The sequence below is a fragment of the Clavibacter sp. B3I6 genome (assembly GCF_030816895.1).
Lineage (GTDB): Bacteria > Actinomycetota > Actinomycetes > Actinomycetales > Microbacteriaceae > Clavibacter.
This window is the reverse complement of the sequence record NZ_JAUSYL010000001.1, coordinates 1,202,049-1,225,074: the sequence shown is the minus strand read 5'-3', so window position 1 is coordinate 1,225,074 and position 23,026 is coordinate 1,202,049. Positions and strand designations below refer to the sequence as shown.

22 protein-coding genes and 1 pseudogene are annotated in these 23,026 nt (G+C 74.2%); 14 read left to right on the top strand and 9 right to left on the bottom strand.

Annotation, left to right across the window (positions count from 1 at the left end):
• Nucleotides 1–56: 56 nt before the first annotated feature.
• From QFZ62_RS05760 to QFZ62_RS05750, 3 genes are all read left to right on the top strand, one after another.
• Nucleotides 57–1,175 carry an adenosine deaminase gene (locus QFZ62_RS05760; protein ID WP_307502867.1) on the top strand — a complete coding sequence of 373 codons (1,119 nt, stop codon included), beginning with the start codon at nt 57–59 and terminating at the stop codon, nt 1,173–1,175.
• Nucleotides 1,176–1,274: 99 nt separating this feature from the next.
• The gene (locus tag QFZ62_RS05755; protein WP_307502865.1) at nt 1,275–1,724 is read left to right on the top strand and encodes a PTS sugar transporter subunit IIA; all 450 of its coding nucleotides are present in this window, start codon (nt 1,275–1,277) and stop codon (nt 1,722–1,724) included.
• Nucleotides 1,721–1,993 (top strand): PTS sugar transporter subunit IIB, encoded by a 273-nt coding sequence (locus tag QFZ62_RS05750; RefSeq protein WP_307502863.1) that lies wholly within the window; start codon nt 1,721–1,723, stop codon nt 1,991–1,993. The genes QFZ62_RS05755 and QFZ62_RS05750 overlap by 4 nt, the downstream gene beginning before the upstream one ends.
• Here the strand turns inward: QFZ62_RS05750 and QFZ62_RS05745 are convergent.
• The 4 genes from QFZ62_RS05745 to QFZ62_RS05730 all read right to left on the bottom strand — a co-directional run bounded on the left by QFZ62_RS05745 (nt 1,942) and on the right by QFZ62_RS05730 (nt 6,197).
• Nucleotides 1,942–2,397 carry a hypothetical protein gene (locus QFZ62_RS05745; protein WP_307502859.1) on the bottom strand — a complete coding sequence of 152 codons (456 nt, stop codon included), beginning with the start codon at nt 2,395–2,397 and terminating at the stop codon, nt 1,942–1,944. The two genes, QFZ62_RS05750 and QFZ62_RS05745, sit on opposite strands and share 52 nt — an antisense overlap.
• Nucleotides 2,398–2,949: 552 nt before the next feature.
• Complete coding sequence (locus tag QFZ62_RS05740) at nt 2,950–3,591, bottom strand: MerR family transcriptional regulator (protein WP_307502856.1); 642 nt, start codon at nt 3,589–3,591, stop codon at nt 2,950–2,952.
• Nucleotides 3,592–3,678: 87 nt separating this feature from the next.
• A complete protein-coding gene (locus QFZ62_RS05735) occupies nt 3,679–5,373 on the bottom strand; it encodes a phospho-sugar mutase (RefSeq protein ID WP_307502853.1) in 1,695 nt (564 codons plus the stop codon).
• Nucleotides 5,370–6,197, bottom strand: a complete 828-nt coding sequence (locus tag QFZ62_RS05730) for a purine-nucleoside phosphorylase (protein ID WP_307502852.1) — start codon at nt 6,195–6,197, stop codon at nt 5,370–5,372. The genes QFZ62_RS05735 and QFZ62_RS05730 overlap by 4 nt, the downstream gene beginning before the upstream one ends.
• A 96-nt stretch (nt 6,198–6,293) precedes the next feature.
• Here QFZ62_RS05730 and QFZ62_RS05725 point away from each other — a divergent pair, with 96 nt between their 5' ends.
• Complete coding sequence (locus QFZ62_RS05725; protein ID WP_307502849.1) at nt 6,294–7,733, top strand: NAD(P)H-quinone dehydrogenase; 1,440 nt, start codon at nt 6,294–6,296, stop codon at nt 7,731–7,733.
• An 81-nt stretch (nt 7,734–7,814) separates the two neighbouring features.
• On the opposite strand, the gene QFZ62_RS05720 is transcribed toward QFZ62_RS05725, so the two are convergent.
• Nucleotides 7,815–9,584 carry a biotin carboxylase N-terminal domain-containing protein gene (locus QFZ62_RS05720; RefSeq protein ID WP_307502846.1) on the bottom strand — a complete coding sequence of 590 codons (1,770 nt, stop codon included), beginning with the start codon at nt 9,582–9,584 and terminating at the stop codon, nt 7,815–7,817.
• A 122-nt stretch (nt 9,585–9,706) separates the two neighbouring features.
• Between QFZ62_RS05720 and QFZ62_RS05715 the strand changes: the two genes are divergently transcribed.
• Nucleotides 9,707–10,237 carry a hypothetical protein gene (locus QFZ62_RS05715; RefSeq protein WP_307502844.1) on the top strand — a complete coding sequence of 177 codons (531 nt, stop codon included), beginning with the start codon at nt 9,707–9,709 and terminating at the stop codon, nt 10,235–10,237.
• A gap of 22 nt (nt 10,238–10,259) precedes the next feature.
• On the opposite strand, the pseudogene QFZ62_RS05710 reads toward QFZ62_RS05715, so the two are convergent.
• Nucleotides 10,260–10,932: pseudogene (locus QFZ62_RS05710) on the bottom strand (nucleoside triphosphate pyrophosphatase).
• Nucleotides 10,933–11,005: 73 nt separating this feature from the next.
• Between QFZ62_RS05710 and QFZ62_RS05705 the strand changes: the two are divergent.
• From QFZ62_RS05705 to QFZ62_RS05690, 4 genes are all read left to right on the top strand, one after another.
• The gene (locus QFZ62_RS05705; protein ID WP_307502841.1) at nt 11,006–12,253 is read left to right on the top strand and encodes a class I SAM-dependent RNA methyltransferase; all 1,248 of its coding nucleotides are present in this window, start codon (nt 11,006–11,008) and stop codon (nt 12,251–12,253) included.
• A gap of 122 nt (nt 12,254–12,375) precedes the next feature.
• A complete protein-coding gene (locus tag QFZ62_RS05700; RefSeq protein WP_307502838.1) occupies nt 12,376–13,080 on the top strand; it encodes a response regulator transcription factor in 705 nt (234 codons plus the stop codon).
• Nucleotides 13,070–14,416 carry a sensor histidine kinase gene (locus QFZ62_RS05695; RefSeq protein ID WP_307502835.1) on the top strand — a complete coding sequence of 449 codons (1,347 nt, stop codon included), beginning with the start codon at nt 13,070–13,072 and terminating at the stop codon, nt 14,414–14,416. Before QFZ62_RS05700 ends, QFZ62_RS05695 begins: the two co-directional genes overlap by 11 nt.
• Nucleotides 14,413–15,435, top strand: coding sequence for a hypothetical protein (locus QFZ62_RS05690; RefSeq protein WP_307502833.1), 1,023 nt, complete (start codon nt 14,413–14,415; stop codon nt 15,433–15,435). The genes QFZ62_RS05695 and QFZ62_RS05690 overlap by 4 nt, the downstream gene beginning before the upstream one ends.
• Nucleotides 15,436–15,727: 292 nt before the next feature.
• Here QFZ62_RS05690 and QFZ62_RS05685 read toward each other — a convergent pair whose 3' ends face one another.
• Together QFZ62_RS05685 and QFZ62_RS05680 are read right to left on the bottom strand one after the other, a co-directional pair.
• A complete protein-coding gene (locus QFZ62_RS05685; RefSeq protein WP_307502831.1) occupies nt 15,728–15,946 on the bottom strand; it encodes an acyl-CoA carboxylase subunit epsilon in 219 nt (72 codons plus the stop codon).
• A complete protein-coding gene (locus QFZ62_RS05680; protein ID WP_307502828.1) occupies nt 15,943–17,580 on the bottom strand; it encodes an acyl-CoA carboxylase subunit beta in 1,638 nt (545 codons plus the stop codon). Before QFZ62_RS05680 ends, QFZ62_RS05685 begins: the two co-directional genes overlap by 4 nt.
• An 83-nt stretch (nt 17,581–17,663) precedes the next feature.
• Between QFZ62_RS05680 and QFZ62_RS05675 the strand changes: the two genes are divergently transcribed.
• The gene (locus QFZ62_RS05675; protein WP_307502824.1) at nt 17,664–18,446 is read left to right on the top strand and encodes a biotin--[acetyl-CoA-carboxylase] ligase; all 783 of its coding nucleotides are present in this window, start codon (nt 17,664–17,666) and stop codon (nt 18,444–18,446) included.
• Between the two features lie 3 nt (nt 18,447–18,449).
• A complete protein-coding gene (locus QFZ62_RS05670; RefSeq protein WP_307502820.1) occupies nt 18,450–19,232 on the top strand; it encodes a PH domain-containing protein in 783 nt (260 codons plus the stop codon).
• Nucleotides 19,233–19,281: 49 nt separating this feature from the next.
• Here QFZ62_RS05670 and QFZ62_RS05665 read toward each other — a convergent pair whose 3' ends face one another.
• Complete coding sequence (locus tag QFZ62_RS05665; RefSeq protein WP_307502818.1) at nt 19,282–19,794, bottom strand: GtrA family protein; 513 nt, start codon at nt 19,792–19,794, stop codon at nt 19,282–19,284.
• A gap of 146 nt (nt 19,795–19,940) precedes the next feature.
• Here QFZ62_RS05665 and QFZ62_RS05660 point away from each other — a divergent pair, with 146 nt between their 5' ends.
• The 3 genes from QFZ62_RS05660 to QFZ62_RS05650 all read left to right on the top strand — a co-directional run bounded on the left by QFZ62_RS05660 (nt 19,941) and on the right by QFZ62_RS05650 (nt 23,021).
• A complete protein-coding gene (locus QFZ62_RS05660; RefSeq protein WP_307502816.1) occupies nt 19,941–21,068 on the top strand; it encodes a 5-(carboxyamino)imidazole ribonucleotide synthase in 1,128 nt (375 codons plus the stop codon).
• An 82-nt stretch (nt 21,069–21,150) separates the two neighbouring features.
• Nucleotides 21,151–21,675: a 5-(carboxyamino)imidazole ribonucleotide mutase gene (gene purE / locus QFZ62_RS05655; protein ID WP_307502813.1), complete on the top strand. Its 525-nt coding sequence runs from the start codon at nt 21,151–21,153 to the stop codon at nt 21,673–21,675.
• The gene (locus QFZ62_RS05650) at nt 21,672–23,021 is read left to right on the top strand and encodes an LCP family protein (protein WP_307502810.1); all 1,350 of its coding nucleotides are present in this window, start codon (nt 21,672–21,674) and stop codon (nt 23,019–23,021) included. The genes purE and QFZ62_RS05650 overlap by 4 nt, the downstream gene beginning before the upstream one ends.
• The last annotated feature ends 5 nt before the right edge of the window (nt 23,022–23,026 follow it).

Genomic DNA, 23,026 nt, shown 5'->3' with positions numbered 1-23,026 from the left:
GGTCAGTGCGCATACGACCACGGCGCGGGCCTCGTCGAGGCTAGTAGATTCGTCCCATGACACGCGCTCCCGAGGACTCCACGCTGCCCGGCGGAGGGTCGTTCCGCGACCTCCCCAAGGTCTCCCTCCACGACCACCTCGACGGCGGGCTCCGCCCCGGCTCCATCGTCGAGATCGCGGACGAGATCGGCCTCGAGCTCCCCGCCTCGGGTGCGGACGCGCTCGGCGAGTGGTTCCGCACCAGCGCCGACTCGGGATCGCTCGTCGACTACCTGAAGACCTTCGACGTCACCATCGCCGTCATGCAGACCGAGGAGCACCTGGCGCGCGTCGCCCGGGAGTTCGTCGAGGACCTCGCGGAGGACGGCGTCGTCTACGGCGAGATCCGCTGGGCGCCCGAGCAGCACCTCACGACGGGCCTCGCGCTCGACGCGGTCGTCGAGGCCGTGCAGGCCGGCATCGAGGAGGGCGTGCGCGGCGTCGAGGAGGCGGGCGGATCCATCCGCGTCGGCCAGCTCGTCAGCGCCATGCGCCACCTCGACCGCGGCACCGAGATCGCCGAGCTGGCCGTCCGCCACCGCGACCGCGGCGTCGTCGGCTTCGACATCGCCGGGCCCGAGGCCGGCTTCCCGCCCTCCCGCCTGCAGGGTGCGTTCGACCTCCTGGCGCGCGAGTGGATGCCGCGCACCATCCACGCGGGCGAGGCCGACGGCCTCGAGTCCATCCGCGGCGCGCTGCTCGACGGCCGGGCGCTCCGCCTCGGACACGGCGTGCGCATCGCCGAGGACATCGAGATCGACAGCGAGGAGGGCGAGGACGTCTTCGTCACGGTCGGCCCGCTCGCCCGGTGGGTGAAGGACCGCGGCGTGCCGCTCGAGCTCAGCCCGTCGTCGAACCTGCAGACCGGCGCCATCGCGGCATGGGGCGACGCGATGCGCGACCACCCCTTCGACCTGCTCTACCAGCTCGGCTTCGCCGTCACGGTGAACCCCGACAACCGCCTCATGAGCGGCACCACCATCAGCCGGGAGCTGTCGCTGCTCACGGACGCGTTCGCCTACGACCTCGACGACCACGAGGCCTTCCAGCTGAACGCGGCCGCCGCGGCCTTCCTGCCGCTGGAGGAGCGCGAGGCGCTCGCCGACATCATCTCCGACGGGTTCGCCCGCCTGTAGTCGGCGCCGCGCCGTCGTCGGCGCCGCGCCGTCGTCGGCGTCCCGGCCGTCCCGCCCGCACCGCCCGTCCCCGCCCGCACCCCCAGAGAGGCCGCTCCCGTGCTCCCACCGCTCCCGGACGACGCCGTCACGCTCGGCGCCGAGGCCGCCGACTGGCGCGCGGCGGTGCGCCTCGCCGGCGACGCGCTCGTCCGGTCGGGGGCCGCGACGGCCGACTACGCGGAGGCCATGATCCGCGTCGTCGAGGAGTTCGGCGCGTACGTGGTCATCGCCCCGGGGCTCGCGCTCGCGCACGCCCGCCCGGGGCCGGAGACGCTCGCGGACGGCCTCGCGGTGGTCACGCTGCGGGAGCCCGTCGCCTTCGGGCACGCGCACAACGACCCGGTCGACGTCATCGTCGGCCTCGCGGTCACCACGGTCGACCGGCACGTCTCGTCGGTCGCCGACATGGCCAACATCTTCAACGACGCCACCGCGATCCCGCGGCTGCGCGCCGCCACCACCGTCGACGAGGTCCGGCGCATCATGGCCGGCGAGGAGAGCGCATGAAGGTCGTCGCCATCTGCGGCGTGGGGATCGGCACGTCCGGCATCCTCAAGGTCAACGCGGAGCGGGCGCTCGCGCGTCTGGGGATCGACGCCGACGTCACGGCGGCCGACCTCGCGAGCGTCGCGTCCCTCGGCGAGGACGCGCAGGTCATCCTCACGTCGCCCGAGCTCGTCGACCGCATCGGCGCCACGTACGCCGACGTCGTCGTGGTCGAGAACTACTTCGACCTCGAGGAGATCTCGGCCAAGCTCGACGCCGCGCTCGGCTGATCCGGCGTCCGTCCGCCCGCGGGCACGGCGGGGGCTCCCGGATCCCGTCGCCGGTCGCCGAGGAGGACGGCCGCGACCCCGGCGACGAGGGCGGCCGCCGCGATCGCCGCGCCGGCGGTCACCACGCCCGCCGAGGGCGCGCTCACGGGCTCGCCCCCGAGCGCCTGCACCGTCACGAGCCCGACGACGGCGAGGTACGCGGCCGCGGCGATCGCCGTGAGCCGCACGCGCACGCGGTCGGGCGCCAGTGCGGGGATCCGCCGCCCGGCCGCACCGAGGAGCAGGGCCGCGATCGGCAGCAGCTGCAGCGCGTGCATGCCGACGAAGTGGGGGATCCGCAGGTCGCCCGCGGTCGTGCTCCAGCCGAGCACGGGCAGCCCGGGCCCGCCGTCTCGGGCGCCCACCGCGCGCGCCCGAGACGCCGTGGAAGTCCGCGAGCTGCGCCGCGGTCGGCGATGTCATGAGGTACGCGAGGCCCATGCCGACGAGCGCGAGGAGCGCGCCCGCGCGGATCCCGAGCGTGAGCGCCGGATCGGGCAGCCGCAGGCGCAGCACGGCGAGGCTCGTGACGAACGTGCAGACGTACAGGACGGTGATCGACACGGCCATCACGCCCCACAGGGCCGCGGCCAGCGGGGTCGCCACCTGGAAGTGGCTCGCGGTGCCGGCGGCCGCGGCGCCGACGATCACGGCCTGCTCGACCACGAGCGCGACGGCGACGACGGTGCCGAGCCGGTGCGCGGTGCGTCGGAAGCGGGGGAGGTGCGCGATGAGCCACGCCCAGGACACGGCGTAGACGAGGATCGACAGCGAGAACTTCGCGGGCTTGTCCCACACGGGCGCTCCCGTCACCATCCGGTCGTCGACCAGGCGGCCGACGACGCACACGAGCGCGACCACGACCATGAGCGCGGCCACGGTCATGAGCGGCCGGTGCCAGGAGAAGGCGCGGCGGATCACCGGGCACCGCCCGTGGCGGCGGGACCGGCCGGCATCGAGACGGTGGCCTGCGCGATGCGCCGTAGCCCCGCGGCCAGCTGGTCGCCGAGGACCGTGCCCACCACCATCAGCTCGGCCATCGCGGTGCGGTCCGGTCGACCGCGCACCGCGGCGAGGTCGGCGTCCGCCTGGATCCCCGCCGCCTCCGCGTACCTGGCGAGGTAGTCGTCGTCGATCCGGTGCCCCGAGCGGTCGAACGCGTCCACCGCCCGTGCCGCCTGGGCACGCCCGGCGTGCCCGTCGAGCACGCACCAGCCCGCCTCCGCCGTCGCCGCGTCCACGCGGGCGAGCGCGTCCGCGGCGGGCGGATCCGTCGGCGGGGGCCCGGGCGTCAGCGCGTCCTGCGCGACGGCGAACACGTCCTGCACCTGCCGCGCGTCGTCGTCGAGCACCGCGAGCACCTCGCGGGCCCGGGCGACGGGCAGCCGGCCGACGTCGATGAGCGCCCGGATCAGCCGGACCCGCCGGACGTGCTCGTCGTCGTACTCCGTGCGGTTGTCGCTGATGCGCTCGCCCGCGGGCAGGAGGCCCTCGCGGACGTAGTACTTGACGGTGGCGGGGGCGACGCCGGTGGCGTCGGCGAGCTCGGCGATGCGCATGCCGCGAGGCTAGTACACTGATAACGCCACTACCAGTGATGAGCGCGACGGGTCCACGGGCCGTCGCGCGACCCGCGGATCCTCCCGTCAGACCTCGAGCAGCGCCGGGACCGCCTGCGCCAGGTCGGCGACGATGGCCCGCGCCGCGTCCCGCCGCTCGGCGACGGTGCCCTCGGTGCTCTGCGCGTCGAGGTAGACCTTGACCTTCGGCTCCGTGCCGCTCGGCCGCACGATGAGGCGCGCGCCGTCGCCCAGGTGGAACCGCAGCACGTCGCTCGGCGGCAGGTCGCCGAAGCCCTCGGCCAGGTCGTCCATGCGCTCCACGCGTCGCGACCCGATCGAGGAGGGCGGCGCCTGGCGGAGCTTCGCCATGATGCGCGGGATGACGGCGAGGTCGGTCACGCGCACCGAGATCTGGTCGCTCGCGAACGAGCCGAACCGCTCGGCGAACGCGCGGTCGTAGTCGTCGATGGTCTGGCCGCGGGACTTGAGCAGCATGACGCCGTGCAGCACCGCCACGGCCGCCGAGATGCCGTCCTTGTCGCTCGTGAGCCACGGCGCCACGAGGTAGCCCAGGGCCTCCTCGTAGCCGTAGATGAGGTCGGGGGCGCGGGAGATCCACTTGAAGCCCGTGAGCGTCTCGCGGTAGCCGAAGCCGAGCTCGCGGGCCACGACCTCGAGCGCCGGGGAGGAGACGAGGCTCGAGGCGAACGTCCCCGTCTTGCCCTCGGCGGCGTAGCGCTCGGCGATCCCGAGGCCGAGGAGGATGCCGACCTCGTTGCCCGACAGGCGGCGCCAGGCGCCGTGCTCGTCCGCGAGGGCGACCGCGAGGCGGTCCGCGTCGGGATCGTTGGCGATGATCAGCTCCGCGTCCGAGGCGACGGCGGCCTGGAACGCGAGGTCCAGGGCGCCGGGCTCCTCCGGGTTGGGGAAGGCGACCGTGGGGAAGTCGGGGTCGGGATCCACCTGCTCGGCGACGAGCACCGGCCGGTCGACGCCGACCGCGTCGAACACGCGGGCCGCCGTCTCCCAGCCCACGCCGTGCAGGGGCGTGTAGACCCAGGTGAGCGGGGAGAGCGGCGCCGCGAAGAGGTCCGCCGTCTGCTCCACGTAGGAGTCGATCACCGACTCGGGCGCCGTCTCGTAGTCGTCCGCCACGGGCAGCTGCTGCACGGTGCGCTCCCCGGCCGCCTTGTGGATGAAGGCGGCGATGTCGCGGTCGGCGGGGCTGACGATCTGCGAGCCGTGGTCCTCGTCGCCGAGGTAGACCTTGTAGCCGTTGTCGCGCGCGGGGTTGTGCGAGGCCGTGACCATGACGCCGGCGCTCACCGCGAGGTGCTTCACCGCGAAGGCGAGCACGGGGGTGGGCAGGGCGCGGGGGAGGAGCACGGTGCGGACGCCGGCGCCCGCCATGATGCGCGCGGTGTCCACCGCGAAGACGCGGGAGTTGTGCCGCCCGTCGTACCCGATGACGATGCTCGGCCGGGGGCTGCGGCTGCGCAGGTAGTCGGCGAACCCGGCCGCGGCCTGCGACACGAGCACCCGGTTCATGCGGTTGGAGCCTGCGCCGAGCTCCCCCCGGAGGCCCGCGGTGCCGAACTGCAGGCGGGTCTGGAAGCGGTCGCGGAGGTCGTCCGCGGCGGCCTCGCGGTCCGCGCCGGGACCGGTGCCCTCGACGCGCGCGAGCAGGGCGTCGACCTCGGCGCGCGTGACGGGATCCGGGTCCTGCGCCTGCCAGGCGCGCGCGGCGGCCGCGAGCGCCGCGGTCTCCTCCCGGCTCACAGGGCGCCCACGATGCGGGCGAGCATGCCGCCGATGCGGCCCTCGGCGGCGCGACCGGCCTCGATGACCTCCTCGTGGCTGAGGGGCGTCTGCTGGATCCCGGCGGCCAGGTTCGTGATGAGCGACATGCCGAGCACCTCCATGCCGGCCTCGCGCGCCGCGATGGCCTCGAGCGCGGTCGACATGCCGACGATGTCGCCGCCGATGGCCCGCGCCATCCGCACCTCCGCCGGGGTCTCGTAGTGCGGCCCGCGGAACTGGCAGTAGACGCCCTCGTCGAGGTCGGGCTCGACGTCGTGGGCGATGGCGCGGAGCCGCGCGGAGTAGAGGTCGGTGAGGTCGACGAAGGTCGCGCCCTCGAGCGGCGAGTCCGCGGTGAGGTTGATGTGGTCGCTGATGAGGACGGGCGTCCCCGGCGTCCAGTGCTCCGTGATCCCGCCCGCGCCGTTGGTGAGGATCATCGTCGTCGCCCCGGTCGCGGCCGCGGTCCGCACGCTGTGCACGACCCGGCGGACGCCGTGGCCCTCGTAGTAGTGGGTGCGCGCGCCGATGACGAGGGCGCGGCGGCCGGAGGGCAGCAGGACGCTCCGCAGCGAGCCGACGTGGCCCTCGAGCGCGGGCTTCGAGAAGCCGACGACCTCGGTGGCCGGGATGGTCGCGGTGGTCTCGCCGATGAGGTCCGCCGCGCGGCCCCATCCGCTGCCGAGCGTGAGGGCGATGTCGTGGCGCTCGACGCCCGTCAGCTCGGCGATCTGCCGGGCCGCCTGCCGTGCGATCTCCCGCGGATCGGCGTCGGGCGACTCGAGGGGGTTGCTGTAGGTCATGCCCCGATCCTAAATGCGCGCAGCGGCGCCGCCCCGGCCACCACGGCGGCTGCCCGCGGGTTCGCGCGGGGCCCGGGCCTGCGCGATGATGTGCGCATGGGATACGAGTTCGAGGCCAACCAGAGGATCGCCGTTCTCGGAGGGGGCCCGGGCGGATACGAGGCGGCCATCGCCGGAGCCCAGCTCGGCGCCGAGGTGACGCTCGTGGAGCGCATCGGCATCGGCGGCTCCGCCGTCATGACCGACGTCGTCCCGTCGAAGACCCTCATCGCCACCGCCGAGGCCACCAACGCCCTCGGGGAGGCCGCGGACCTCGGCGTGCAGTTCTACTCCCGCGGCGAGGGATCCCGTCGCCCCGTCCGGCCCGAGGTGGTCGTGAACCTGCAGGCCGTCAACGACCGGCTGATGCGGCTCGCGCGCCAGCAGTCGGAGGACATGAAGTCCAGCCTCATCCGCGCGGGCGTCCGCATCGTCCAGGGCGAGGGCCGGCTCGACGGGCCGAACCGCATCGTCGTCTCCACCGGCCGCGGCCGCCGCGGCACCGACTTCGACGAGATCGACTGCGACACCACCGTCATCTCCACGGGCTCCAGCCCCCGCATCCTCGAGACGGCGAAGCCCGACGGCGAGCGGATCCTCACGTGGACCCAGCTCTACACGATGGACACCGTCCCCGAGCACCTCATCGTCGTCGGATCCGGAGTCACGGGCGCCGAGTTCGCGTCGGCCTACACGGCGCTCGGCGCGAAGGTCACGCTCATCTCCTCCCGCGACCAGGTGCTGCCCGGCGAGGACGCCGACGCCGCCCGCGTCATCGAGGACGTGTTCACGCGCAACGGCATGACCGTGCTCTCGAAGTCGCGCGCCGAGTCGGTCGTCCGTCAGGGCGACGGCGTGGTCGCGACCCTCAGCGACGGCCGCGTCGTGGAGGGCAGCCACTGCCTCATGGCGGTCGGCTCCGTGCCGAACACCGCGGGGATCGGCCTCGAGGAGGCGGGGGTGCAGCTCAGCGACTCCGGCCACATCCGCGTCAACCGCGTCGCCCGCACCTCGGTGCCGAGCGTCTACGCGGCCGGCGACTGCACGACGTTCCTCCCGCTCGCGTCGGTCGCGTCGATGCAGGGCCGCACGGCGGTCTACCACGCGATGGGCGACGCGGTGAACCCGACCGAGCTGCGCAACGTGACGTCGAACATCTTCACGCAGCCCGAGATCGCGACCGTCGGCTGGTCGCAGAAGCAGATCGAGGAGGGGCTCGCGCAGGGCGACATCTACAAGCTGCCGCTCGCGCAGAACCCCCGCGCCAAGATGCAGAACGTCAAGGACGGCTTCGTGAAGCTGTTCGCGCGCACCGGCTCGGGCACGGTCATCGGCGGCGTCATCGTCGCGCCGAAGGCCAGCGAGCTGATCTTCCCGCTCGCCCTGGCGGTCGAGCACCGGCTCACGGTCGACGACGTGGCACGCGCGTTCACGGTCTACCCGTCGCTCTCGGGGAGCATCTCCGACGCGGCGCGCGCCATGCACATCGTGCTCTGACGCTGTCGGCCGCCCGCGCGGCGCGCACGCGACGACGGCCGGCCCCGAGGGGACCGGCCGTCGTCGCGTGGTGCGGAGGGATCAGACGATGTCGAGCAGGCGGTGGCCCGAGGGGACGGTCTGGCCGACCTCGGCCGCGAGCCCGGTGACGGCGCCGTCGCGGTGCGCCGTGAGCGGCTGCTCCATCTTCATGGCCTCGAGGACCACGAGGAGGTCGCCCTTGACGACCTGCTGGCCCTCCTCGACGGCGAGCTTGACGACGGTGGCCTGCATGGGCGAGGTGACGGATCCGCCGCCCGAGGTGTCGACGGGGCCGCCCTGCGTGCGGCGCGCGGGAGCGGCGGCGCCGCGGCGGGTCGCGGCGCCGCCGCCTGCCGGCGCGAGGTCCTCGGGGAGGCTCACCTCGATGCGCTTGCCGCCGACCTCGACCACGACCGTGCGCCGCGCGGGCGCCTCGGCCGCGTCGCCGAGAACGCCGGACCACGGCTCGATGGTGTTGTCGAACTCGGTCTCGATCCAGCGCGTGTAGACGGAGAAGGGCGCGCCGTCGGCGGGCGCGAAGGCGGGATCGCGCACGATCGCGCGGTGGAAGGGCAGGACGGTCGGCAGACCCTGCACCTCGAACTCGTCGAGCGCCCGGCGCGAGCGCTCGAGCGCGTCCTCCCGGCTGGATCCGGTGACGATGAGCTTCGCGAGCAGGGAGTCGAACGCGCCCGAGACCTCGTCGCCCGCGCGCACGCCGGAGTCGACGCGCACGCCGGGGCCGCCGGGCGCCTGGAACACGTGCACGGGTCCGGGCGCGGGGAAGAAGCCGCGGCCCGGGTCCTCGCCGTTGATGCGGAACTCGAACGAGTGGCCGCGCGGCGCCGGGTCGTCGTAGTCGATGAGGCCGCCCGCGGCGATGCGGAACTGCTCGCGGACGAGGTCGATGCCCGTCACCTCCTCGGAGACGGGGTGCTCGACCTGGAGGCGCGTGTTCACCTCGAGGAAGGAGATGGTGCCGTCCTGCGCGACGAGGAACTCGCACGTGCCGGCTCCCACGTAGCCGACCTCGCGGAGGATCGCCTTGGACGCGGCGTAGAGCTGCGCGTTCTGCTCCTCGGTGAGGAAGGGCGCGGGCGCCTCCTCGACGAGCTTCTGGTGGCGGCGCTGGAGGGAGCAGTCGCGCGTGGAGATCACGACGACGTTGCCGGCGGCGTCGGCGAGGCACTGGGTCTCGACGTGGCGCGGGCGGTCGAGGTACTTCTCGACGAAGCACTCGCCGCGGCCGAACGCCGCGACGGCCTCGCGGGTGGCGGACTCGAAGAGCTCCGGGACCTCCTCGCGGGTGCGGGCGACCTTGAGGCCGCGGCCGCCGCCGCCGAAAGCCGCCTTGATGGCGACGGGGAGGCCGTGCACGTCGACGAAGTCGAGGACCTCGTCGGCGCCGGAGACGGGGTTGAGGGTGCCGGGCGCGAGCGGCGCGCCCACGCGCTCGGCCACGTGCCGCGCGGTGACCTTGTCGCCGAGCTGCTCGATGGCGCTCGGCGAGGGCCCGATCCAGACGAGCCCGGCGTCGATGACCTGCTGGGCGAAGTCCGCGTTCTCGGCGAGGAAGCCGTAGCCCGGGTGCACCGCGTCGGCGCCGGAGCGGCGGGCGATCGAGAGGATCTTCGCGATGACGAGGTAGGTGTCGGCGCTCGTCCGCCCGTCGAGCGCGTACGCCTCGTCGGCGAGCGTCACGTGCAGCGCGTCGCGGTCCTGGTCGGCGTAGACGGCGACCGAGCCGATCCCCGCATCCCTCGCCGCCCGGATGATGCGGACGGCGATCTCGCCCCGGTTGGCGATGAGGACCTTGTTCACACGCGTCATGGGACCCCAGCCTAGGGTCTGGATCGCACCCGCCTTCGGAGGGTCGGCACAGACATGCGGGCCCGACGGGTACGCGCGTCCACAAAGGGCCGCGCGCGGCGCGGCCCTGGCATGATCGGGGGATGACGGCACCCGGCTCCGGCGGCGACGACGACGCGCAAGCGGCGGCGGCCGAGCTCGCCGACCTCCTGGCCCGCACGGTCGCCGAGCTGCAGGCGCGCCGCGCGCCCGACGAGGCGCTCGCCGAGGTCCGCGCCAAGCGGTCGTTCGGGCCCATCAAGCGGCAGCCCGCGATGGTGCCGGTGGGGCGCGCGTGGCGGCTCGGCGTGCTGCTCCTGTCGGCCGACGGATCCCTGCGCCGCACCGGGAGCATCACGCGCGCCGTCGAGCCCACGCGGTCGCAGGGCCTCGACTCCGGCGTGGAGGCCCGCAAGGAGGCCAGGCGCCAGGCGGTGCGGGCCTTCGCGGAGGGCGACGCGGTCGACTACGACTGGGAGCCCATCGCGCTCGACGCGGAGTCGCTCGCCCGCGGATCCGGCCCGCTGTCCCTGCGCGGCCGCGAGCTGCGCGTGCAGTGGGGACCGGCCGCGCACGAGACGCGGGCGCTCGCCGCCTACCTCGCCGACCGCATCGAGGTCCTCGGGATGGGCTGAGGCCCGCTCGCCCCGGCGCCGCTCAGAGCAGGCGCGCCTCGACCGCGCCCTGCCGGTTCCACAGGTCGGTCCACTCCGTGCCCAGCTCGCGGACGAGACCGCGCAGGGTGGGGAGCGACAGGCCGACGACCGTGCTCGGGTCGCCCTGGATCCGCTCGATGAAGGCCGCCCCGAGGCTGTCGATGGTGAAGGACCCGGCGACGAGGAGCGGCTCGCCCGTGGCGACGTAGGCGTCGATCTCGGCGTCCGTGATGTCGGCGCGGAAGCGCACGTCGGCGACGGCGGCGCGACCGATGCCGCGCACGATGCGGCCGTCGGCCACCTCGATCAGCCAGTTGCCCCGAGTGCAGCCGGCCCTCCCGGCCCCGCTGCGCCCGCCAGCGCTCCGTCGCGCGCTCCGGGGTGTGCGGCTTGCCGTGCACGACGCCGTCGATCTCGAAGGCCGAGTCGCCGCCGAGCACGAGGCCCGTGAGCGGCGCGCCCGCGACGAGCTGCCCCACGACCGCCTCGGCCTTGGCGCGCGCGAGCAGCTGCACCATGTCCTCGGGTCCGAGCGGCCCCTGGCGCGCCTCGGCGGCGGCGACCGCGGCGGGCTCGTCGACGTCGGAGGGGAGCACGACGGGCTCGATGCCCGCGGATCGCAGGAGGGCCAGGCGGGCGGGGGACGTGGAGGCGAGGTGGAGGCGCGTGGTCACGCGGCCATGGTGGCACGCGCGTCGGCGGATGCGCGCGTCCCCCGGCCGCCCCCGCGTGTGTCAGGGTTGCGGGATGGGTGAGCAGGTGGGCCGCGAGGTCGAGGTGGACGTGACCAACATCGCGCACGGGGGAGTCTCCGTGGCGCGGCACGACGGCCGGGTGATCTTCGTCTCGGACGCGATCCCCGGCGAGCGGGTGCGCGCGCGCATCACGGACGACCAGAAGAAGTCGTTCTGGCGCGCCGACACGGTCGAGGTCATCGACGCGTCGCCGCACCGCCGGCCGCACGTGTGGGCCGAGGCCTCCGTCGACCGCGCCCCGGAGGACCGCGTCGGCGGCGCCGAGCTCGGCCACATCGACCTGGCGCATCAGCGCGAGCTCAAGCGGCAGGTCGTCGTCGACTCGCTGTCCCGCATGGCGCGCGTCGACCGCGAGGTCGAGGTCCAGGCGCTCCCCGGCGACGACGAGGCGGACGGCCTCGGCTGGCGCACCCGCGTCAGTCTCCACGTCGGCGACGACGGGCTCGTCGGCCCGTACGCCTCCCGCTCGCACCGCGTGATCCCCGTCGAGTCGCTGCCCCTCGCCACCGCCGGCGTCAACGGCGCCGCGCCTTTCGGCCAGCGCTTCCCGGGCGTCGAGGGCATCGACCTGGTCGCGCCCGCCGACGGCCACGTGCGCATGCTCCTCATCGACGGCAAGCCGCAGCGCCGCGACACGATCACGGAGCGCGTCCGCGACCGCGAGTTCCGGCTCGAGGCGGGCGGCTTCTGGCAGGTGCACCGCCGCGCGGCCGAGACGCTCTACGACGCCGTCCAGTCCTCCATCGACGAGGCCCTGTTCGACCCGCGCGCCGCGAACCTCGACCTCTACGGCGGCGTCGGGCTGCTCGCCGCCGCGGTGGGCGACCGCTTCGGCGACACCGTCCGCATCACGAGCGTCGAGAGCGACGAGGTCGCCACCGAGTTCGCGGGCGACAACCTCGCCGAGTGGGTGGGCGCCGCGTCGCTCACCGCGCGCGTCGACCGCTACCTGCAGCAGCTGGTCCGCGACGCGAGCCCCGCCGAGCGCCGACGCCTCCAGGGCGCCACCGTCGTGCTCGACCCGCCGCGCGCGGGCGCCAAGAAGCCCGTCGTCGACGCGCTCGCCGAGCTGCACCCCGCTCAGGTCGTCTACGTGGCGTGCGACCCGGTGGCGCTCGCCCGCGACGTCGCGCTCTTCGCCGAGCGGGGCTACGAGCTGCGGTCCGTCCGCTCGTTCGACCTGTTCCCGCACACACACCACGTCGAGAGCGTCGCCGTGCTGGTGCCCGCCGCCTCCTGACCGGGAGGCGGTCGGACGCCCCGGGGGAGGGGCGCCGCCGCCCGGGCGCGGGTCCGCCGGGAGATACAGTGTGCGAGGGGACCGTCGGCGATCGACGGCAGCACGAGACGAGGGGGATCCGGATGACCGAGACCACGCAGGGATCCGATCCGGCAGCCGAGGCCCGACCGCCCGTCCGCGTGGCCGTGGTCGACGACCACGAGTCGGTGCGCCTCGGCCTCAAGGCCGCGTGCATCGACGCCGGGTACGAGTTCATCCTCGCCGCCGCGAACGCCCGCGAGCTCGTCGAGGGCCTCGTCGGCCGCGAGTGCGACGTCGTCGTCCTCGACCTCTCGCTCGGCGACGGCTCGTCCGTCACCGACAACGTCAAGGCAGCGCAGGGCACGGGCGCCGCGGTGCTCGTCCACAGCATCGCCGACCGCGTCGCCAGCGTCCGCGAGGCGCTCGCCGCAGGCGCCGCGGGCGTCATCCCGAAGTCGTCCGCCACGCAGACCGTCATGGCGGCCGTGGCCACCGTCGCCCGCGGCGACGTCCTCAACAACCTCGAGTGGGCCACCGCCATCGACGCCGACCGCGACTTCGCCAAGGCCCAGCTCGGCCGCCGGGAGCGCGACGTGCTCCACCTGTACGCGTCCGGCCTGCCGCTCAAGCTCGTCGCGCAGCAGCTCGGCATCGCGAACAGCACGGCCCGCGAGTACCTCGACCGGATCCGCGTGAAGTACGTGGAGGTCGGCCGACCGGCGCCCACCAAGGTCGACCTCCTCCGCCGCGCGGTGGAGGACGGCATCCTCCCGGGGCTGGACCAGGACGGCGGCGATGCCCGGTAGGCCACCGGCCAGCCCGCCGCCGACGGCGGCACCCGTCACGCGCGCCCTCGCCGGGGCCCCGCCGCGCACCCCCGGCAACCCCATCAGCCTCGCCCGCATCGAGACGATCCTCGGCCGCGGCGCCGGTGCCTTCGGGCTGCTCTTCGCGCTGCAGTCGGTGCAGGTCATCAGCGAGCAGCTGAGCGGCATGCGTCCCGCCTGGAACCTCGCGTTCCTCGTGCTCTTCTTCGGCGGCCTCGTCTGGACCTGCATCGCCGGCATCCTCCGCCGCGGCGTGGTGCCCGCGCACGCGACCGTCGCGGTGATCTTCGTCCTCGCGCTCGCGACGTGGCCGTTCGCCATCGAGCCCGCGGCCCGCGCGACCACGCCGCAGCCGTTCCTCTACCAGGAGCTCACGGTCGCGACGACGTGCGCCGCCATGGCGTTCCGGCTCTGGATCGCCGTGATCTACACGGTCGCCGTGCCGCTCCTCCTCGGCGCCCTCGAGGTGCTGGTGCGCCAGGGCGTCATCACGCCGCTGGACTCCTTCCTCCAGGTGCTCTACTCGATCATCCTCGGCGGGTCCGTGCTCATGATCGTCACCGTGCTCCGCCAGGCGGCCCTCGGCGTCGACTGGGCGCAGGGCACGGCGCTCACCCGCTACTCGCACGCGGTGCGCCAGCACGCCACCGAGGTCGAGCGCGTGCAGGTCGACGCGATCGTGCACGACAGCGTGCTCACGACGCTGCTCTCAGCGGCGCGCACCGCGGATCCGCCCGGCCGCGCCCTGGCGGCCACGATGGCCGCCAACGCCATGGGCCATCTCGCCGCGGCCGAGCAGGGCACGGACGACGACGCGTCGGTCCCGCTCCGTGCCGTCGCGAAGCGCATCGTCGACGCCGCGTCGGCCCTGTCCGCCCCGTTCGTGCTCGAGACCCGCGACCTGGGGACGCGCACGGTCCCCGTCGCCACGGCCGAGGCCGTCTACTCGGCGGCCGTGCAGGCGATGATGAACAGCCTCCAGCACGCCGGCACCTCGGCCGAGACCATCACCCGCCGGCTCGTGATCGCGGGCCATGGCGACGAGGGCGTGGCCATCGACGTGGTGGACGACGGCGCCGGCTTCGACCAGCGCCGCATCCCCACCGAGCGCCTCGGCCTCCGCGTGTCCATCAAGGAGCGGGTGGCGCAGGCCGGCGGCCTCGTGACGATCGACTCGGCGCCGGGCGAGGGGACCGCCGTGCGGATCCGCTGGCCGGCGCCCGCCGACGGCGACGGCGGCGCGGGTGCCCGGCCCATCGACGCCGACGCGGACGCCCTGACCGCGACGTCCGACGACCGCGGGGGCGACCGGTGATCGTCGTCCCGCGCTCCATCATCCTCGGCCTCGCGGCGCTGTTCTCCGCGTACCACGTGGTGCTGGCCCTCGTCTCGATCGCGGCGCCCGCGGACCCCGCCGTCACGCTCGTCGCGGTGGTCCTCTACCTCGTCGCCACGGTCATGAGCCTGTGGCCGACGAGCCCGACGGTGATGCCCGTGTGGCTCGCGTCCTTCAACCTGGCCGTCGCGATCGTCGTGCCCGTGCTGGTCACGAGCCAGCTCACCGCCGGGGCGACCCGGCCCTTCTCCACCTGGCACATCGCGGCCGTCGGGACGCTGATGACCATCACGTCGGCCCGACGGCGGCAGGGCTTCGCCTGGTCGGGCATCGTGATCCTCGCCGTGCAGACCGTGCTGTGGGCGGGCCCGACGGGTCTCGTCGCCTACGGCGTGACGGGCAGCGCGCTCTGGGTCGCCGTCTCGCACGTGCTCGCGCACGCCCTCGCCAAGGCCGCGCGCGACGCCCGGCAGTTCCACCGCGCCGAGCGCGAGGCGGCCGACTGGCAGGCCGCGCAGGAGGCGCACCTCTACGAGCGCCAGTTCAGGCTCCGGCAGACGAGCCGCATGGCCGTCCCCATGCTCCGCCGCATCGTGGAGACGGGCGGCGACCTGTCGCCGGAGGAGCGGCAGGAGTGCCTCTACCTCGAGGGTGCGATCCGCGACGAGATCCGCGGCCGGACGCTCCTCAACGACGCCGTGCGGGAGCAGGTGATGGCCGCCCGCCGACGCGGGACGGTCGTGACGCTCCTCGACGAGGGCGGCATCGACGACCTCGACGACGCCACGCGGGACGTCGTCCTCGACCGCCTGGCGGAGGCCGTGCGCGACACGCACGCGGACAAGATCATCGCCCGCACGGTGCCCGAGGGCTCCGACACGGCGATCACGGTCGTGGGCCTCAGCGTGGCCGGCGACGGCAGCGCCAGCCTGCTGGGCAGCGACGACCTGGACGACGAGGTCGACCTGTGGCTGGAGATCCCGCGGCCCCGCACCTGACCGGCGAGCGTCGGGGCGAGCGGCGGGACGTGGCGTGCGGTGCTGAGAGGCGCGGGGCCGGTGCCTGCACCGTCCGCCCCGCGCCTCTCCGGTCATCCCGGTGACCCGAGCACCAGGATGATCCGCCCCCCGGCGTCGTCTGCTCACCACAGTTGGACGACGCCGTGTTGACTGACCCGCGATGCGGGCCCCCCAGCAGGACGAGTCTCACGGAGCCGGACGTGCCGGCCAAGTCGTCATTTGGGAGGACACAGGCTGTGGCCGACGCCGCCCCGACGCCTCGCGCGGGGGATCAGGCCGAGAAGCCGCGCCAGCGTCCGGGCCCCGGCACGAGCGTGCCGCGCACGGCCCGCTGCGAGCGCTCCCACGCGTCCGGAGCGCGGCGCACGGACCGCTCGACGACGGGCTGGGCCGCCAGGGCGGCGATCACCGCGGTCGCCGCGGCGAGCTCCTCCTCGGTGGGGGCGCCGCCGAGCACGCGGATGCCGGGCACCGGCTGCGCGTCGCTCACAGCGGGATGTTCCCGTGCTTCTTCGGCGGCAGGCTGGCGCGCTTCGTGCGCAGCGCCCGCAGCGCCTTGACGACCGACGCGCGCGTGGCCGCCGGCTGGATCACGTTGTCGAGCTCGCCCCGCTCCGCCGCGAGGAACGGGCTCGCCACGTTGTACGTGTACTCGTTGGCGAGCCGCGTGCGCACGGCCGCGACGTCCTCGCCCGCGGCCTCGGCGCGCTTGATCTCGCCTCGGTAGAGGATGTTGACGGCGCCCTGGCCGCCCATCACCGCGATCTCGGCCGTCGGCCACGCGAGGTTGATGTCGGCGCCCAGCTGCTTGGAGCCCATGACGATGTACGCGCCGCCGTAGGCCTTGCGCGTGATGACCGTGACGAGCGGCACGGTGGCCTCGGCGTACGCGTACAGCAGCTTCGCGCCGCGGCGGATGACGCCCGTCCACTCCTGGTCGGTGCCGGGCAGGTAGCCCGGCACGTCCACGAGCGTGAGGATCGGGATGGAGAACGCGTCGCAGAACCGCACGAACCGGCTGGCCTTCTCGCCCGCCTCGATGTTGAGCGTCCCGGCCATCGCGTTCGGCTGGTTCGCGACGATGCCGACCGAGCGGCCCTCGACGCGCGCGAAGCCCACGATGATGTTCGGCGCGAACAGCGGCTGCGTCTCGAGGAACTCGCCGTCGTCGACGATGAGCTCGATGATCGTCCGCATGTCGTACGGCTGGTTCGGGCTGTCCGGGATGATCGTGTCGAGCCGCAGGTCCTGCGCGGTGATCTCGAGGTCGGCCGTGCGCGGGAACTCCGGCAGCTCGGCGAGGTTGTTGTCCGGCAGGAAGCCGAGGAGCGTGCGCGCGTAGTCGAGCGCGTCGTCCTCGTCGCTCGCGAGGTAGTGCGAGACGCCCGAGACCCGGTTGTGGGTGAGCGCGCCGCCGAGCTCCTCGAAGCCGACCTCCTCGCCCGTCACGGTCTTGATGACGTCGGGCCCGGTGACGAACATGTGGCTGGTCTTGTCGACCATGATCACGAAGTCGGTGAGCGCGGGGGAGTACACGGCACCGCCCGCGGCCGGGCCCATGATGAGCGAGATCTGCGGGATGACGCCCGACGCGCGTGTGTTGAGGCGGAAGATCTCGCCGTACTTGCCGAGCGCGACCACGCCCTCCTGGATGCGGGCGCCGCCCGAGTCGAGGATGCCGATGATGGGGACGCCCGTCTTGATGGCGAGCTCCATGACCTTGATGATCTTCTCGCCCGCGACCTCGCCGAGCGAGCCGCCGAAGATCGTGAAGTCCTGCGAGTAGACGGCCACCTGGCGGCCGTTGACCGTGCCCGTCCCGGTGACGACGGAGTCGCCGTAGGGCCGCTTCGCGTCCATGCCGAAGGCGTGCGTGCGGTGGCGCACGAACTCGTCGAGCTCCACGAAGGACCCGTGGTCGAGTAGCTGGTCGATGCGCTCGCGAGCGGTCATCTTGCCGCGCGCGTGCTGCTTCTCGATGGCGGCCTCGCCGCTCGCCGTGACCGCCTCGTGGTAGCGCCTCTTCAGGTCGGCGAGCTTCCCGGCGGTCGTGTACATGTCCGGGGCGCCGGCGTCCTCGTCTGGCTCGTGTGCAGTCACCCGCCTCACTGTACCGGCGGCCATCGGCGCCGCCGTTGTGGACCACGCACAGAAGAGGGGGCGTCCCGGGTGCCATGTCCTCCTGATCCGCTCGGTACGGTGACGGCATGGACCTCCCGCTCAGCCGCCTCGCCGCCCCGCGCCTCGTCGCCCTGGAGACCGTCGGCTCGACCAACGACGAGCTGGCGAGGCGGGCGTCCGCGGATCCCGCCGCGTGGCCCGACGGCTCGGTCCTGCTGACCCTCGACCAGACCGCGGGGCGCGGGCGCCGGGGCCGCGCGTGGATCGCACCGCCCGGGCGGACCCTCGCGGTGAGCGTGCTGTGCGCGCCCGGCCGCGCGGACCTCGACCCCGGCTGGCTGCCGCTCATCGCGGGGCTCGCGCTCGTCGCGACCCTGCGCGAGGTCGTGCCCGCACCCGCCGAGGTCACGCTCAAGTGGCCGAACGACGTGCACGTCGACGGGCGCAAGGCGTCGGGGATCCTCGGCGAGCTCGTCGCGCCCGGCCGGCTCGTCGTCGGGACGGGCCTCAACCTCACGCTCGCGGAGGCGGAGCTGCCCACGGCCACATCCACCTCGCTGCGGCTGGCGGGCGTGGTCGAGCCGGACGTGGACGCGATCCTCGCCGCCTACCTGGCCGCGTTCCGCGCGCGCTACCGGTCGTGGGTCGACGCCGACGGGGATGCGCGCGCGGCCGGCCTCGTCGACGAGCTGCGACGGACGTGCGCGACCATCGGGCGCGACGTGCGCGTCGAGCTGCCGGGCGGCGGGGAGCTCCTCGGCCGCGCGACGGGGGTGGACGACGACGGGCGGCTCACCGTGGAGTCCGCCGGGGATCCGGCCGTGACGTCTGTCGCCGCGGGGGACGTGACGCATCTGCGGTATCAATGAGGCATGGCGCACACGGGTGACACGCAGCGGTACGCACCCGGCGAAGGCGGACGGGCGCTCCCCGTCCGAGGCGGACGCCGGGCCCGTCGCCGGGCCGAGAAGGACGAGCGCCGCCGCGTCGCCGAGGACGAGGCCGGCCGCCTCACGTCGTCGCACGACGTGGATCCGCGTCTCGGCCGCCCCGTCGCCCCGCCGGCCGCGCCCGCGCAGCAGATCGCGTCCACCGACCCCGAGCGCGTCCTCGTGCGCCTCCGCCCGCACGGCCGCGCCCTCACCCTCCCGATGCTGCTGCTCATCGCGACCTGCCTGACCGCCGGCTACTTCGGCGCCTGGTTCCCCGAGCCCTGGGAGAACGCGCTGCTGCTGGTGGCGCTCGCGGGCGTCGCGGTCTTCGTCACGCTGCTGCCCGTGCTCGTGTGGCTGAACCGCCGCTACACGGTGACCACCCGCCGGCTCATCGTCTCGCACGGCTTCTTCGTGCGCACCCGCCAGGAGCTGCTGCACTCGCGCGGCTACGACGTCACGCTGCGCCGCGGGCCCCTGCAGCACCTGCACCGGAGCGGCCACGTGACCATCAACGCGGGGCTCGAGTCGCCCGTGGTCCTCCGCGACGTGCCGTCGGCCGTGCTCGTCGTGCAGGCGCTCCAGGACCTCATGGAGGAGAACGCCAACATGGTGGCCGAGCGCCGCCGCCAGGAGGAGTCGCGGCGCGGACGGCCCGGGGGTCCCGCGTGGGGGAACCCGGACGCGCGGCCGGACGACACCCAGCCCTGGCAGCGCGCCTGACCCGGCGGCGCTCGGTGCCGACGCCCGGCGCGGCCCGCCCCCGCGGACGTCAAAAGGCGGGGACGCGCTCCCGATCCGGCACGCGCCCCGGCTCCGCGGACGCGGCCGGAGCCGCGTGCCGCCGCGCCGGGGAGTAGACCCACTGGCGGTAGAGCACGAAGCGCACGGCGGATCCGAGCCCGAGGCCGATGACGTTGGCCGAGACGTTGTCCGCGAGCGACGAGGTCAGGCCGAGCACGTAGTGCGACACGTAGAGGCACGCCAGGCCGATGACCATGCCGAGGAGGCTCACGGCGAGGAACTCGAGCGCCTCCCGGCCGCGGCGCGTGGTGCGCTGGTCGCCGAAGGTCCAGTAGCGGTTGCCCACCCAGTTGACGGCGATGGCGGCGACGGTCGACGCGACCTTGGCGATCAGCGGCCCCGCCTCGAGGGCGTCGGGGTGCAGCACGGTCGCGCGCAGGAGGTTGAAGACGCCGAGGTCCACGAGGAACCCGAGGCCGCCGACGAGGCCGAAGCGGGCGACCTGCATGCCGAGCGACGCCAGGGAGCGGCGTGGGGACATGGGCGGGGTCCGTCCGGGATGGGGGAGGATGGCGGGTGGCGCGACGGACCACGATACCGGCTGGCACCGGTCGTCACCGGCCGCCGGCCGACGCGCCGCCGCCCGCAGGCGCCTGCGGGCCCACCCACCTGGAGGAAGAGGACACCATGACGCCCACCGTCGGAGTCGTCGGAGGCGGCCAGCTCGCCCGGATGATGATCGCCCCCGCCGTGGAGCTCGGCATCGGGATCCGCGTGCTCGCGGAGGCGGACGGCATGTCCGCGGGGCTCGCCGCCACCGCCGTCGGGGACTACCGCGACCTCGACGTCGTCCGCGCCTTCGCGCGCGAGGTCGACGTCATCACCTTCGACCACGAGCACGTCCCGCAGCACGTCCTGCGCGCGCTCGTCGCCGAGGGCGTCGCCGTGCACCCGGGCCCCGACGCCCTGCTGGTCGCGCAGGACAAGCTCCTCATGCGCGAGCGCCTCGAGGCGCTCGGCGTGCCGGTCCCCGTCTGGGCGCGCGTCGCCGACCGGGACGAGCTCGCCGCGTTCCTCGCCGACAACGGCGGCGTCGCGGTCGTGAAGACGCCGCGCGGCGGCTACGACGGCAAGGGCGTGCGGGTCGTCCGGTCCGCGGACGAGGCCGACGACTGGTTCCAGGGGCTCGGCACGGGCGACGCGCTGCTCGCCGAGGAGCTGGTCGACTACGCGCGGGAGCTCGCGCAGTCCGTCGCGCGGCGCCCCTCGGGGGAGATCGCGGCGTGGCCCGTCGTGGAGTCCATCCAGCGCGACGGGGTGTGCGCCGAGGTCATCGCGCCCGCGCACGGCGCCAGCCCGCGCCTGCGCCAGGCGGCGGAGGAGATGGCCCGCGGGATCGCGGAGGGGCTCGGCGTCACGGGCGTGCTCGCGGTCGAGCTGTTCGAGACCGTCGACGGCCGCCTCCTCGTCAACGAGCTGGCCATGCGCCCGCACAACACGGGCCACTGGTCGATGGACGGCGCCGTCACGGGCCAGTTCGAGCAGCACCTGCGGGCCGTGCTCGACCTGCCCCTCGGATCCACCCGCCCGCTCGCGCCGTGGTCGGTCATGATCAACGTCCTCGGCGGCCCCGAGGAGGGCGCCCTCGCCGACCGGTACCCGACGGCGTTCGCCGACCAGCCCGAGGCCCGCTTCCACCTCTACGGCAAGGACCCGCGCCCGGGTCGCAAGGTCGGGCACGTGACCGTGGTCGGCGACGACCTCGACGAGACCGCGTACCGGGCGCGCGCGGCCGCCGCGTTCTTCCGGGGCTGACCCGCGCGCCGTCGCGTCCCGCCCGGTCCCCGCGCGGCCTGCGTGGCGCGGCGGGCCGGGCGTGCGGAGCGCGGCACCTAGCATGGAGCCCGTGAATCCCGACACCCCTGCACTCGTCGGCCTCGTCATGGGCTCCGACTCCGACTGGAACGTGATGGAGAAGGCCGCCGACGCGCTCGACGCCCTCGGCATCCCCCACGAGGTCGAGGTGCTCTCCGCGCACCGCACGCCCGAGCGGATGATCGCCTACGGGCAGTCGGCGCGCGAGCGGGGCATCCGCGTCATCGTCGCTGGCGCCGGCGGCGCCGCGCACCTGCCCGGCATGATCGCCTCCGTCACGACCCTCCCCGTCATCGGCGTGCCCGTGCCGCTGCGGACGCTCGACGGCCTCGACTCCCTGCTCTCGATCGTGCAGATGCCCGCGGGCGTGCCCGTCGCGACGGTGTCCATCGGCGGCGCGGAGAACGCGGGGCTCCTCGCCGCGCGGATCCTCTCCACCTCCGACGACCGCATCGCCGACGCCCTCGCACGCCACCGCGCCGAGCTGGCCGAGCTCGTGGAGCGCAAGAACGTCGCGCTGCAGCAGAAGGTCTCGTCGCGCACGTGAGCCTCACGCAGCCCATCCGGCACCCGGACAGCCGGTCGCCGCGCATCATGACCACGCGCGCCTGGTGGCTCGTCGTGCTCAACGTCCTCATCCCCGGATCCGCGCAGGTCCTCGCGGGGAACCGCCGCCTCGGCCGCGTGGGCCTCGCCTCCACGCTCGTCGTGTGGGCACTCGCCGTCGTGATCGGCGGCCTCGCGCTCTTCGCGCGCGGCGCCCTGATCCAGCTGGTGTCGCAGGAGTGGCTGCTCGTCCTCCTGCAGGCGGCGCTCGCCGCGTACGCCGTGCTCTGGGTCGTGCTCGCGCTCGACACGCTCCGGCTCGCGCGCATCATCCGCGTCGCGCCCCGGGCCCGCCCGGTCATCGCGGCCCTGTCGGTGCTGCTGATGGTGGGCACGGCGGGATCGGCGGGCTACGCGGCCTACATCGTCGGCGTGGGCCGCGGCGCCCTCGGCGGCATCTTCGGCGACTACGCCACCGAGGCGCCCGTCGACGGCCGGTACAACATCATGCTGCTCGGCGGCGACGCGGGCACCGACCGCGCGGGCCTCCGCCCCGACAGCATCACCGTGGTCAGCGTCGACGCCGCCACGGGCCGGGCCACCATGGTCGGGCTCCCGCGCGACATGGAGAAGGTGCCGTTCTCCGACGGGTCGCCGCTGCAGGAGCGCTACCCGAACGGCTACCAGCGCTGCGACGTCGACGCGTGCATGCTCAACTCCATCTACACCGAGGTCGAGGTCTACAAGCAGGACCTCTACCCCGACGCGAAGGAGGAGGGGAGCCTCCCGGGGATCGAGGCGATGCGCGAGGCCGTGGAGGGCATCACCGGCCTGACGATCCAGTACTACGCCCTCATCGACATGCAGGGCTTCTCCGACATGGTCGACGCGCTCGGCGGCATCGACGTCGACGTGAAGCGCCGCATCGGCATGGGCTCCGGGCACGACGAGAAGTTCAACCCGGTCCCGATCCCCGAGTGGATCGAGCCCGGCCAGCAGAAGCTCGACGGGTACCACGCGCTCTGGTACGCGCGATCCCGCTACCAGACCACCGACTACGACCGCATGGCGCGCCAGCGCGAGGTCCAGCAGGCCGTGCTGCAGCAGTTCGACCCGGCCAACGTCCTCACCAAGTTCGATGCGATCGCCGAGGCCGGCCAGCAGGTGGTCAAGACCGACATCCCGCGCGGCATGCTCGGCTACTTCACGCAGCTCGCGCTGAAGACGAAGGGCCAGCCGATGGACGACCTGGAGATCGTGCCGCCGCGCTTCGACTCGCAGGAGCCGGACTTCCCGGCGATCCGCGAGGCGATCCAGCAGCAGTTCGCCGCGGGGTCCGCGGGCTGATCCGC